This window comes from Pseudovibrio sp. Ad26, from assembly GCF_001623285.1.
GTDB lineage: Bacteria > Pseudomonadota > Alphaproteobacteria > Rhizobiales > Stappiaceae > Pseudovibrio > Pseudovibrio ascidiaceicola.
Map to the genome: position 1 here is coordinate 380,969 of NZ_LMCE01000088.1, position 12,632 is coordinate 393,600.

The window sequence follows — 12,632 nt, forward strand, 5'->3', positions numbered from 1 at the left end:
CTCAATCAGATCAACTAGCTGGCCTCAAAAGCCTCAGCACTTTGAGAGGCGCCCGCCTCTTCAGTTCCACTTGAGACCAGATTGGCCATCAGGCGAAAAGCCCCCGGCACCAGCTTTTCCATCTGGTGATGCAGGATAAGCGAGGTGTGAATGTGCTGCCCCTGCCCAAAGTCACCCGCAAGCAAAATGCCTTGGTGAGGTGCTTCATCAGGGTCCGCCATCTCCAGCAGCGGCTCATAGGCAGCATTCCAGCTCTTCGCAAAATAGAGCCCGCGCTCCTTGTGCCAGTTCGCCCAATCGCTCTTGCCAATCTCGTTAGGCTGGTTGAGCAAAGCATGCTGCGGGTTCAGATAACGCACCTCAGCATTCTCATCCGTCACCCGCCAACGCAGACTTGGTGATCCAATTTCAAGCGGTTGAAGGGGCAGTTTCTCTGCATCCCACCGATCCCATGGACGGTGATAGAGCGTAATCAGGCGCCCGCCAGCTTTCACCCACGCATGAATATCCGCAATCACATCATGCAGGTCCTGTCGGTTACGAAATGCGAAGATACCAACAACAAGGCAATCCAACCCCTGCAAGCGCTTGGCACTCAACTCACCAACAGGCAGATCCACTACATCAACGCCAATGTCAGCAAGCCATTTGGCAACACGGTCATTACCGCTCCCAACATAACCAACACGCTTCGCATCAAGGCGAGCATCAACAACACAGATCCGAACCGTCGCCGGAGTAACACGTACACGCTGGCTTACATGCGGATAAGAGACAACATGAACGGTGTAAGCCTGCTCGCCTCCTTGCAGGATCGGCAACTCATAAAGCCCATTGGCAACATCATCCGGCAGAGCAATCTGGAAAACACCATCGTCAAACTGCTCCGTCCATCCTTCAGGCACATTAAGGCTCAATCCGTCCGCATTCCCACCAACCGGGATGCTCAAAGACCGGTTCTCCAACGTGCTGTTGAGCACGAACCCCGTGTCGTCCAATGTAACCACATGAGACGGAAGTACAATCGGCTCCACCTCAAACGGCAGTCGCGTTTCAACCGCGACACCATGAGATGTAAACTGAAGCCTCGCACATGGTGCCTGAACCGCATCAGGACGATAAACAGCCGGATACGGATCACTGGTATCAGCGTCAGCCCCAACTTGGACGCCCCCGTCTTGCTGCTCCCACCCCTTCGGCAGATCCAGTTCAAAGCTCACGGCTTCACGATTGCATTCAAAAGCAACCTCAGCGCTCTCACCGTGCTTCAACTGGTCTTGAGACAACCGCACAGAGGCAACAATGCCCTCTGCCAGCTCAAGCACTTTAGCAAGCTGCAATTCCTTGCGCTCCAGACGGTGCAGAACTTCATCACGGGCGGCCTCAGGGCACTCCTCCATCGCTTTACGCAACAACTTCAGCGCCTGGGCCGCAGCCGCGCCAATCATTGCACGGTTCGGAAACGCCTCAATCGCATCCAAACAATGATCATGCGCCTTGTCCAACAATGCTGAGAGTGCTGGAGCACCTGCAAAGGAAGCAAGCTCGGAAAGGTCTTTCGGCAGATTATCGGTTAAAGATTGTTCTTCAGCGCCAACGGTGCTTTCCGCCAGATGCAACGGCCAGACGTTGCTATTGCTGTACGCTTGCCAGCGCCCCATGCCTTGCGTTCTATGGAACGCACGGGACTGCTCACCAATCTGAGCCCAGCTCCAGCCGGTGACTTCCTCCTCACCATTACCATCAAACTCAAGCGTCGCAGGTGGCGGCGGAACTTCATCATCATAGGCCCCACCCGCGCCAGACCACGCAGGCAGGTAGAGCTTCTTGACCGTCCAGCACGGCAGATCAACCTCAGGAAACTCAGGATCAGCCGCGGCTTTCATCACCTCAAACGCAGCCTGTGTCATGGCGCGGTGGTGACCATGCTGGCCGGGAATATTCAGAAAAGTTGGACTAATGATGTCTGGCCGCTCTTGGCGGATGATTTCAACAAACCGCTTCAGCGTGCGTTGATGCCCCCACTTGCCAAGTGTCTCAACACCACTTTTTGAAAACCCGAAGTCAAAAACACTGTCCTCAGCATTTCTCGAAAGCCAGTACATGCGCATGTTCAGCACATCACAGGCTTTTTCCATTTCTGCGGTGCGCAATACACCAAGGTTCTCAGTCGCCTCGGTCCCGATATCGTTTTGCCCGCCCTCACCACGGTTGGCGCACGCATAAGACAAGGCAATGCCATCGCGAAGACCAATCGCTGCCAGCATCTCAGAAATCTCATCATCCGGATGAGCTCCCGTATTCATAAAGGAAACCGTTGACTTGAGCGGCTGCAGCGCCCGCCAAAGGTTCACCATCCGCACACTTTGTTTGTGCTCGGCAATACGTTCTTGTTCTGAAAGTGGCATCGTGTCCCCTCAGGCTACCTTCGAAATACTTGGAATATAGGTGTCGTGTATAATCAGCGCTGCCGCTCCAAGAGCCGCAGTCATCCAACCAGACGCTCCACGCACTACACGCGGCAAGGTCCGGTCAGCGCGGACGGAAACCGTCGCATCAATCAGGTTCAGTTGAGCAATCAACCGCTCAAGCAGCTCCGGCGGCATGGCGCCACCCAGAATAACGGCCTCCGGATCAAACAGGTTCTCAAGCGTTCCAATGGCTTGCGCCAACGGGTCAGCCGCTTCACGGATCCACTCATCCAGATCAGGATCATTCACGGCCAGCAGATCAGAAAGGTCCTTCTGGCTCTCGGCAGACTTGCCGCGCTTTTGCAAAAACTCACTGGCCGCCATACGGCTGGTGTAGGTTTCAAGGCACCCACGATTGCCGCAGGAGCAAAGCCGCCCGCCCCGCTCCACAACAACGTGCCCCAGCTCACCCGCGTTGCCAAACGCACCGCGCAGGATCTCACCATTGGAGATCACCCCAAGCCCCAGACCAGTGCCAAAATAAACAAAACAGAAGGATTGCAGATCCGTAGCAGAGCCAGTTGTCTGCTCTGCAATCGCTGCCGCCGTCGCATCATTTTCTACGCGCACAGGCACCTGAAGCACATCTTCAAACAGCACCTGCGGGTCTTTATCGTCCCAGCCAACCAGCTCGGCCTTCCCCGCTCCGGTCAATCCCACACGGCCAAACGGACCTGGCATAACGATTCCCGCACCCAAAACAGGCGGTGCGTTCTTGCCAATGGATGAAAGAGCCTCATCGCAGGCCGCCTTAACGGTTGGCAAAACCACAGCGGGCTCACTGCTCTCGATATGTATGCGCTTGGTGTAAAGCGTATCGCCAAGAAAATTCACCAGCGCGCACAAGATCGCGTTGGGGCGAACTTCCACCCCCAGCGCAACAGCACCCGCCGGATTTAAAGTGTACTGCACCGCAGGCAAACCACGCCCTTTTGTTTGCCGCTCACCCGCAAGAATCAGAGCCTCGCTCTCCAATTCAGCTATGATGTTACTCATTGCCTGTGTGGACAAACCGGTCAGGCGCGCAAGTTCTGCTCGCCCCAGTTTGCCATGAGAACGTAAGTGCCCGAGAACGACTTTCCTATTGTGAAGTCGAGTTCTTTCGGCGTTGGAGCCAATGATTTTAAGTGGTGTTTTTCGATGCATATCTATCCATTAAATCAAAACACTTGAATACTCAACTCAATTGAATTAAATCTGTTCAGCATTGTGAAATATTAAGAGAAGAACATTTCTTTTCGCAATTTATCAAAAGAAGCCGGGGCGAGGAATAGAGGGCAGCTCCGACTTTAGGACTTAGGAGAGGGTCTTATGAAGCAGTTGAAAAAGTGGATGCTGGGGGCAACCACCGCGGCTTGCGCAATGTATGCAGCAGGCAGCGCACAAGCAGTTGAAATTGAGTACTGGCAATATTTCTTTGAGCCACGTGTGAAAGCAATGGAAACCCTGATCGAAAACTTCGAGAAGGCAAACCCGGACATCACCGTGAAAATGACCCACTTCCCGTATGCGGATTACCGCACGAAAGTGGCAGCAGCGATCCCTGCAGGTCAGGGCCCGGATGTGGTGCAGCTGTTTTATGGCTGGTTGAACGACTACGTAAACGCACAACTCATTCAGCCACTTCCAAACGACGTTTTCCCGCCAGCTGAAATTGAGGCTGAGTTCTTCCCAATGGTTCAGGCCATGAAGCGCGGCGATCAGTACATGGCCCTGCCAACCGCAGTGCGCTCACTGGCTCTGTTCTACAACAAGCGCCTGTTCGACAAAGCTGGCATCGACGGCCCGCCAAAGACACTGGACGAACTGGTTGAAACAGCAAAGAAACTCACCCAGAAAGACGGCGCAGGCAACCTGTCCACCGTTGGCATCACCACAGGCATGAACGCACAGGACCACCACTGGTTCCGCGAAGTGCTTATCCGCCAGTTCGGCGGCGATCCATACATGGATAACTACAAGAAAGTGAACTACAACACAGATGCCGGTAAAGCCGCTCTGAAGTACTACTCCGATCTTGAGTTCACCCACAAAGTAACCGCAGCAGGCTTCATGGATGAGCCACAGGCCGCCTTTAAAGCAGGCCGGGCAGGCATGCACATCGACGGCTCCTTCCGCATCGGCGCACTCAACAAAGTCCGCGGCCTCAAGTGGGGCGTTGCAGAGCTGCCAGCCGCAGCTAATGGCACCCATTCCAACTATTCGTCTTACTGGGTGAACGGCATCACGTCCAAAGCCACCGATGAGAAGTACGATGCAGCTGTCAAGTTCATGAAGTACGTCACCTCCGATGAGGCCATGCAAGTCTGGCTCGACACCGTTGGCGAACTTCCTGCGAAACCATCCGCAGCGATGACAGAAGCCAATGCCAACCACGAAGTCTACGGCCCATTCATCAAAGGCCTTGGCTATGCGAAGACAACAATCTTCGCCAACGAAAGTGGTCAACGGCAGGCTCTGATGGACATGGTTGGACGGATGCGTCTTCAAGATCAGTCTGTGGATGACTCTCTTGCTCAGGCAGCAGACGAAGAGCAGAAGATCCTCGACGACTACTACAACTAAGCATCACGCGAAAGTCTATCAAAACGTATGTGTGTGGGGGCTCCACCTTGCCCCCACACCATCAAGACAGCATGTAGGGCAAAGGTTCTTTAAGCAGAGCCATAAACACCTTAAAACAAATAGTTAGAGCAGTCTCATGACTCATAATCTGAGCGAACTGCTGCAATTCCGGCTATAACCAGGGGGCGGTTTTGGGGATTTATAAGAGGCTCTCGATCTCGCAAAAGCAGATCGTCTGGGCGTGGGGGCTACTTGCCATCCCAATCGTTTTTTATGTAGTCGTGCGCTTCTATCCAACAGCGAACGCTATTCTGCTCTCTTTTCAGGAATGGAACCTGCTCGGCTCCCGCAATTGGACCGGGTTCGACAATTATGTAAAGCTGTTCAGTGACCCCACATTCTGGAAAGTGTTCGGCAACACCTTCCTCTATTTGATTTTGGGAACACCAAGCTCTCTGCTCCTTGCCTTCGTGATCGCGTTCCATCTCGACAAACTACGCTTCATGCATGGCACGATCCGGGCATTGTACTTCCTGCCATTCATGACCAGTGCGGTCGCAATGGCGTGGGTCTGGCGCTGGTTCTACCAGCCAGTTCCAATCGGCGTCTTCAACAACACGCTGGCCACCTTCGGCATCCCGCAGATCCCGTTTTTGAACTCAACCACCTTTGCACTGCCATCCATTCTGGCACCGGCCATCTGGGCAGGACTGGGCTTTCAAGTCATCATATTCATGGCTGGTCTGCGCGCTATTCCGCAAACCTATTATGAGGCAGCCCGCATTGATGGTATTTCCGCATGGGAAACGCTGACCGAGATCACCATTCCGCTTCTCAAGCCAACCATCGTCTTTCTGGTTGTCTTCTCCTCCATTGGCTTCCTGCGCATCTTCGATCAGGTCTTCAACATGACCACGAATGATCCCGGCGGCCCGCTCAACTCCACCAAGCCGTTGGTTCTGATGATCTATGACACGGCCTTCAACTCTTTTGACATGGGGTATGCGGCGGCGCAAACAGTTGTTCTGTTCACCGTTTTGCTTGTCGTCAGCCTGCTGCAATTGCGCGTCATGAGGGATAAGTAATATGGTTTTCTCAGATACTCTGGACACAAGCAAAAAGGCCTCGGCCCTGCGCAATTCTGCCCGCAGAAAACGCAGTCAGGCGCAGTTCATCCGTTGGCTCCTGCTGTTTGCAGGTGGCATCGCCATGATCATGCCAATCGTCTTCATGCTGTCCACGTCCTTCAAATACCCGTTTGAAGTCTACAACCTGAACCTCATCCCGGAAGAACCAACAATCGAGAACTACACCTACGTTCTTGAAGACGGGCGCTTCTTCGGCTGGTTCACCAACTCTTTGTTCATCGCAACCATCACTACCATCTGTAACGTGCTGTTTGACAGCCTCGTCGGTTACGTCCTGTGCAAGTACACCTTCCCGGGCCGTTACATCATCTTCATCGCCATCCTGTCGACCCTGATGATCCCGACCGAAATGCTGGTTATTCCGTGGTACCTGATGAGCTCTGCATTCGGCTGGCTCGACACCTACTGGGGCATCATGTTCCCCGGTCTCATGACGGCCTTTGGCACCTTCCTCATGAAGCAGTTCTTTGAAACTGTGCCGGACGACTTCCTGGAAGCTGCACGCATTGATGGCCTCAACGAACTGCAGATCTGGTGGACGGTGGCCATGCCGCTGGTACGCCCAGCTTTGGCAGCTCTGGCAATCTTCGTGTTCCTCGGCAACTGGACAGCCTTCATCTGGCCACTCATCGTCACCAACAGTCAGGAAATGTACACCCTGCCCGTTGGCCTCACCACCTTCTCAGTAGAAGCGCAGGTGGAGTGGGAACTGATCATGACAGGCGCAGCAATTTCAACCATCCCGACCCTGATCGTATTCCTGGTATTCCAGCGCTACATCATTCGCGGCGTAGTAATGGCAGGGCTTAAAGGATGATCGACAGCTCCAAATTCCCCCATCCTGTCTACAAAGACACGGTGCTCGCACCACTCTTTGAAGGGGTCAAAGCACATCATGTCGCCTCGATCACTCAGATCAATCAGGCCCATTTGGTGATGCTATGCGAGACTGGGATTGTTCCAGTTGAAACCGGCAAGCAAATCGCCAAGGCATTGCTTGAGATCGAAAAGGACCTAGCTGACGCTGATCCGGAATACACAGGCGAATACGAGGACTATTTCTTCCTCGTTGAAGCTGAGCTGAAAAAACGGCTTGGCCCTGACATCGCTGGCATGCTGCACACAGCCCGCTCGCGCAATGACATGGACCACACCGTCTTCAAGCTGGCGCTGGCAAAACGCTGTGATGCTCTCACCCAGCAAGCTCTGCATCTGTGTGATGTGCTCATCAAGAAAGCCGAGATCGAAAAGGAAACGCTGATTGTTGCCTACACCCATGGGCAACCGGCACAGCCATCCACCTTTGGCCATTACCTGTCCGCCGCACTGGAAGTTCTGCTGCGTGATCTGGAACGGATGAATCTGGCAAGAGCTGGCATTGACCACTGCCCGATGGGGGCTGCAGCCATCACCACCTCTGGCTTTCCGATCAATCGGGAGCGTATGGCGCAGCTGCTTGGCTTCAGCGAACCGCTGCTCAACTCCTATGGCTGTATCGCCTCAGTAGATTACGTGACTGGCCTCTACTCGGCCATGAAGCTCATGTTCCTGCATCTGGGCCGCGTCATTCAGGACATGCAGTTCTGGAGCGCGTTCGAAGTTGGACAGCTCTACGTGCCAAACAGCCTGGTGCAGATCTCTTCTATCATGCCGCAAAAACGCAATCCGGTGCCAATCGAACACCTGCGCCATCTGGCATCCATCACCGTTGGCCGCTGCGATGCAATCGTCGGCACCATGCACAACACCCCGTTCACCGACATGAACGACAGTGAGGGGGAAGTGCAGCAGGCAGGGTATGCAGCCTTTGAAAGCGGCAGCCGCGTGCTGGATCTTTTTGCAGCACTCATCGCCGCAAGCTCAATCAACGAAGCGCGCGTCGCAAAGAACACGGACGCCTCCTGCATCACCATCACAGAGCTGGCAGATACGCTGGTGCGTGAAGAAGGTCTCTCCTTCCGTCAGGCCCATGAGATTGCAGCAGACACAGCCAAAGCAGTGATCGCAGAGCAAAAGCCACTGCGTGACGGCTTTGACCCATTTGGCAAGGCCTTTGAGGCGCATGCTCAAAAGGTATCCAGCATGAGCGAAGACCAGTTCATGCATGCTGTCAGTGCCGAAAATTTCGTTGCTATTCGCACCCGTCCCGGCGGGCCAGCTCCAAGTGCCTTGGACGCTGCTTTGGAAACTTACAAGCAGTCCGCCAAAGCCTTGAGAGCCAAAAACAAATCATTTGCAGATCAAAGCGTGCAGGCCACTTTAGTGCGCAGCGCTGCTTTTGCAAAACTAGTGCAGGAGTGATCGATTGACCACCGTATCCCTAAACAATCTCGTTAAGTCCTACGGGGACACTCAGGTCCTGCATGGCATCAATCTGGACATTCAATCCGGTGAGTTCGTTGTTCTGGTTGGCCCGTCCGGCTGCGGCAAATCCACCACCCTGCGCATGATCGCAGGTCTGGAGGAAATTTCCGCAGGCGACATCCGCATCGGCGGTGATGTGGTCAACGACATGGAACCCAAAGAGCGCAACATCGCCATGGTCTTCCAGAACTACGCGATCTATCCGCATATGACAGTGCGAAAGAACATCGGTTTCGGGTTGCGCACCTCCAAACTCTCCAAGAACGAGAAAGACGCGCGCATCGATGAAGTCTCCGGTATTCTGGAACTAACGGGCCTGCTCGACAGAAAGCCGAACCAACTTTCCGGCGGACAACGCCAGCGCGTCGCCATTGGCCGCGCCATGGTGCGTGATCCAGCTGCTTTCCTGTTTGACGAGCCTCTATCCAATCTGGACGCACAGCTGCGCACCCAGATGCGACTGGAGATCAAAAAGCTTCACCAGCGCGTTGGAAACACCATCATCTTCGTGACACACGATCAGGTCGAAGCCATGACCATGGCAGACCGTATCGTGATCATGAAAGACGGTCACATCCAGCAGGTCGGCACACCATTCGAAGTCTTCTATGAGCCTGCAAACATCTTTGTGGCTCAGTTCATCGGCGCCCCTTCCATGAACATGCTGAATGGCATTGTGAAGGGAGAAACGATCGCTCTGGACAATGGCACCTCAGTTCAGGTGCCAACCACCAAGCTCAGTGAAAATCAGCAGGTCGCCGTTGGCCTGCGCCCAGATGCCCTGCTGGTTCAGGAAGGCAAAGGCCTCTTTTCCGGCGAAGTTTCCGTGATCGAGCCACTCGGCACAGACACCCTCGCCTATGTAAAAGTGGGCGAAAAGGAAGTCATCGCCAAAGCCTCCGGCAGAACACCGCCTGCCGTTGGCGAGACGGTCAACCTGCATGCAGCACCTGAAGCCATTCACTTGTTCGATGCACACACCGGGGAGGCTATCCGGTGATCTCAAAACAAACCGATGGGGCAATCGTCTGTGCGGGACGAGTTTATTGCGACCTCATCTTTACTGGGCTCACCGAACTGCCAAGACTAGGCGAAGAAACTTACGCCGAAGAACTGGCAGTTGAACCCGGAGGCGGCGGTTTCATCACCGCTGCCAACCTTTCCGCATTGGGCCATAAAACGACCCTTCTGGCCTCCATGCCAGGCGGCCCGTTTGGCTCTGCGATTTTAGACAAGATGCAGCGCAGCGGCGTTGACCTGAGCCTGTCGCCATTCAACACCACAAACGGTGCTCAGGTAACAGCCGTTATCGGCTGTCAGGAAGACCGCGCTTTCCTGACAAAGCGCAACGGTACCGCAGTCCCAAGAGACATGCTGGACGCGTTCAGCACATCAAAAGCCAGACACCTCCACATTGGAGAGCTGGCAACGCTGCAGGAACTTCCAGAACTTCTGGAGATCGCCAAAGCCGCAGGTATGACAGTTTCTCTGGATTGCTCATGGGATCAGAACTGCCTCTTAAATGGCAACGTTCAGAACCTCATCGCGCAAGTGGATCTGTTTCTGCCAAACGAGATGGAAGCAGAACATCTGGGCTACCTGAAAGAGCCAGCCAACTGCCCGACACTCACAGTCGTGAAAAAGGGTAAGGCAGGCGCAACCGCCATCACTAAGGACGGCGAGATCACCGTTGCTGCAGACCCCGTCCCTGTTGTCGACACAACAGGCGCCGGAGATGCCTTCAACGCTGGTTTCCTGAGCTCATGGCTCCGCGGTGCAGACATCAAGACCTGCCTACACGACGGTAACAAGTGCGGTGCAGCAGCCGTCATGCGCATCGGCGGCGCACCTTAAATCAAACAAAAAGGGTCACACACGCTGTGGCCCTTATCCCCCTTAGCTCTCCCTTTTATCCCCGCTTTCATCTTCCCTCAACACCACTTGCAGTCGCAGCACATATGCGCACCTCAATGTAATACCGATGAACGCATCTTCCTGCCCTTTCAGCGCAAATTTTACATAGCAACGCACATTGCAACGCAAAAAATAAAACGTATTCTTTGTGTATTTATAAAATTACTGATCACTCCAAGAAATCTATATTTTCAGCTATTATTGACAGAAATAAATTTTGATTCCTAAAATACAAACGTTTCAATTATTGCTTTTCTGAGTCTGGAAGAGCCCAATCTGTCGGATTTCATTTAGTGACACGCGCAACAATCAAAACCGTCGCTCAAAAAGCAGAACTCTCGGTTGGTACCGTCTCAAGAGCATTGAAGGATTGCTCTTCAGTCAAGGACAAGACCAAGCAGCGCGTTCGCCAAATCGCCGAGGAAATTGGCTACGTCCGCAATCTCGACGGCCTCCGCCTGCGCACCGGTCGCACCTACTCTGTCGCCGTCGTCATGACCACCCCCACCACCGGCAGCCATGAATGGGAAGGCGTCGAATACACCAACATTCTCAATGGTATAATGGGATCCTTGCGCGGCACTATGTACCGAGCGGCAATCTATCCGGTTGATGATTTTGACAGCAGCTTTCAGGAAATCCGCAATATCGTGGAACAGCGTTTAGCCGATGGCATCATCATTTCAGGCACCCGCCCAGATGACGCCCGCATCAGCTATATGCTGGAAAAGGACTTTCCATTCGTCACCTACGGCATGAGCGAGCACTTCACCCCCTACTCCTATGTGGATGCGAACTCGCAGGAAATGTCCCAAAAAGCCACCACCCGCCTCATCCAGCTCGGTCACACAAACATCGTCTCCATCAACCCACCAGACGAGCTGATGTACTCCAAACAACGCCAACGCGGCTACATCCGCGCCCTGCAAGACGCGGGGATAGAAGTCCAAGCAGAATTCATCGCAACAGGCCCGCTCACACCAGAGTTCGGCAAGGCGACCGTTAAAGCTTTGTATAATAGCAACAAAAAGCCAACCGCCTACATTTGCGCCAACGAAGCAAGCGCACTCGGCGTGCTCTCCGCCTTTTACGAACTGGGCATAAAGTTCGGCAAGGATGCGATTGTGAACGCCACCGACGACCTCAACGTCAGTGCATACTTCACCCCACCGATCACGACATATTTCCTGCCTATTGAAGAAACCAGCAAGGCTCTCGGCGAGTTCATCATACGCCGCATAGAGGGTGAGTCGGCACAAGACCTCCAAAGAATGGTCATGCCACAACTGATCGAACGGCAGGACGACCGCCTGAAACCATAAGTGTCAGGCCCACGCGGCCCAGCGCTCTGCTGAGCCAAGCAAAATTATGAGGAGAGCATAATATGTTACGTGAAATTATTGCCGCATCTGTTTTTGGCACCATGATGATCGCAGGCGCACAAGCCGCTGATCTGGAAGGGAAAGTTCTCAAAGTTGGCTCCGATACCACCTACCCGCCAATGGAAACCGTTGATGAGAGAACCGGTGAAATCGTTGGCTTTGACGTAGATATCATGGACGCCATCTGCGCGAAAATTAACTGCAAGGCCGAGTTCGTAACAACCGCTTGGGACGGTATCTTCGCCGCACTGGTCCAAGGTGAGTTTGACGTCGTTGTCTCAGGCGTGTCCATCACCGACGAACGCAAGAAAACCATGGATTTTTCAGAGCCTTACCTTGTCGTCAGCCAGGCTATCCTGCTGCGTGTAGAAGACGAAGGCACATCTCTTGAGGGGTTCCAGAGCGGCAGCAAAACACTGGCCGCCCAAACCGGAACCACCAACGCTCAGCTGGCCGAAAAACTCGTTACACGTGAGAACACACGCCTTTACGACACATTCGCAGCCGCCATTCTCGCCCTTCAGAACGCTGACGTAGACGGCGTGATCATCGACGGCACCTCCGCCCATGCCTACGAGCAGGAGTTTGCTGGCGAACTGACAGCCGCGATCAAAGGACTGGAATCTGACCCGCTCGGCATCGTCTTCCAAAAAGGCTCACCAATGGTTGACGCCTTCAACGAAGGCCTCGAGCAAATCAAAGCAGACGGCACATGGGATGCCCTCACTGCCAAATACTGGGGTGTTGAGAACTAATCTCTTTTAGGCGCTATGCCTAAACCTCCGGGC

The 12,632-nt window shown here is 54.0% G+C and carries 10 protein-coding genes; 8 read left to right on the forward strand and 2 right to left on the reverse strand.

Going from position 1 to position 12,632, the window contains the following annotated elements; translation table 11 throughout:
• Positions 1 to 14: 14 nt before the first annotated feature.
• Positions 15 to 2,408 carry a PIG-L family deacetylase gene (locus PsAD26_RS18935; protein ID WP_063311675.1) on the reverse strand — a complete coding sequence of 798 codons (2,394 nt, stop codon included), beginning with the start codon at positions 2,406 to 2,408 and terminating at the stop codon, positions 15 to 17.
• A gap of 9 nt (positions 2,409 to 2,417) precedes the next feature.
• Positions 2,418 to 3,617, reverse strand: coding sequence for an ROK family transcriptional regulator (locus tag PsAD26_RS18940; RefSeq protein ID WP_208985761.1), 1,200 nt, complete (start codon positions 3,615 to 3,617; stop codon positions 2,418 to 2,420).
• Between the two features lie 165 nt (positions 3,618 to 3,782).
• On the opposite strand from PsAD26_RS18940, the gene PsAD26_RS18945 reads away from it, so the two are divergent.
• The 8 genes from PsAD26_RS18945 to PsAD26_RS18980 all read left to right on the forward strand — a co-directional run bounded on the left by PsAD26_RS18945 (position 3,783) and on the right by PsAD26_RS18980 (position 12,599).
• Positions 3,783 to 5,036 (forward strand): extracellular solute-binding protein, encoded by a 1,254-nt coding sequence (locus PsAD26_RS18945; RefSeq protein ID WP_063311676.1) that lies wholly within the window; start codon positions 3,783 to 3,785, stop codon positions 5,034 to 5,036.
• A 191-nt stretch (positions 5,037 to 5,227) separates the two neighbouring features.
• On the forward strand, positions 5,228 to 6,121 hold the full coding sequence (locus PsAD26_RS18950) for a sugar ABC transporter permease (RefSeq protein ID WP_063289273.1): 894 nt from the start codon (positions 5,228 to 5,230) through the stop codon (positions 6,119 to 6,121).
• A 1-nt stretch (position 6,122) separates the two neighbouring features.
• On the forward strand, positions 6,123 to 7,001 hold the full coding sequence (locus PsAD26_RS18955) for a carbohydrate ABC transporter permease (protein WP_063311677.1): 879 nt from the start codon (positions 6,123 to 6,125) through the stop codon (positions 6,999 to 7,001).
• Positions 6,998 to 8,485, forward strand: a complete 1,488-nt coding sequence (gene argH / locus PsAD26_RS18960; RefSeq protein WP_063311678.1) for an argininosuccinate lyase — start codon at positions 6,998 to 7,000, stop codon at positions 8,483 to 8,485. The genes PsAD26_RS18955 and argH overlap by 4 nt, the downstream gene beginning before the upstream one ends.
• 4 nt (positions 8,486 to 8,489) lie before the next feature.
• Positions 8,490 to 9,548, forward strand: a complete 1,059-nt coding sequence (gene ugpC / locus PsAD26_RS18965) for a sn-glycerol-3-phosphate ABC transporter ATP-binding protein UgpC (protein ID WP_063311679.1) — start codon at positions 8,490 to 8,492, stop codon at positions 9,546 to 9,548.
• On the forward strand, positions 9,545 to 10,402 hold the full coding sequence (locus tag PsAD26_RS18970) for a sugar kinase (RefSeq protein WP_063311680.1): 858 nt from the start codon (positions 9,545 to 9,547) through the stop codon (positions 10,400 to 10,402). The genes ugpC and PsAD26_RS18970 overlap by 4 nt, the downstream gene beginning before the upstream one ends.
• 353 nt (positions 10,403 to 10,755) lie before the next feature.
• Positions 10,756 to 11,784 carry a LacI family transcriptional regulator gene (locus PsAD26_RS18975; RefSeq protein ID WP_063311681.1) on the forward strand — a complete coding sequence of 343 codons (1,029 nt, stop codon included), beginning with the start codon at positions 10,756 to 10,758 and terminating at the stop codon, positions 11,782 to 11,784.
• A gap of 62 nt (positions 11,785 to 11,846) precedes the next feature.
• Entirely contained in the window at positions 11,847 to 12,599 is a 753-nt protein-coding gene (locus PsAD26_RS18980) for a basic amino acid ABC transporter substrate-binding protein (RefSeq protein WP_063311682.1), read from the forward strand.
• Positions 12,600 to 12,632: the final 33 nt, after the last annotated feature.

Excerpts from the sequence above, each read along its gene's own strand:
- PsAD26_RS18935 (WP_063311675.1), bottom strand. The coding sequence starts at position 2,408 with ATGCCACTTTCAGAACAAGAACGTATTGCCGAGCACAAACAAAGTGTG.
- PsAD26_RS18940 (WP_208985761.1), bottom strand. The coding sequence starts at position 3,617 with ATGCATCGAAAAACACCACTTAAAATCATTGGCTCCAACGCCGAAAGA.
- PsAD26_RS18945 (WP_063311676.1), top strand. The coding sequence starts at position 3,783 with ATGAAGCAGTTGAAAAAGTGGATGCTGGGGGCAACCACCGCGGCTTGC.
- PsAD26_RS18955 (WP_063311677.1), top strand. The coding sequence starts at position 6,123 with ATGGTTTTCTCAGATACTCTGGACACAAGCAAAAAGGCCTCGGCCCTG.
- argH (WP_063311678.1), top strand. The coding sequence starts at position 6,998 with ATGATCGACAGCTCCAAATTCCCCCATCCTGTCTACAAAGACACGGTG.
- PsAD26_RS18980 (WP_063311682.1), top strand. The coding sequence starts at position 11,847 with ATGTTACGTGAAATTATTGCCGCATCTGTTTTTGGCACCATGATGATC.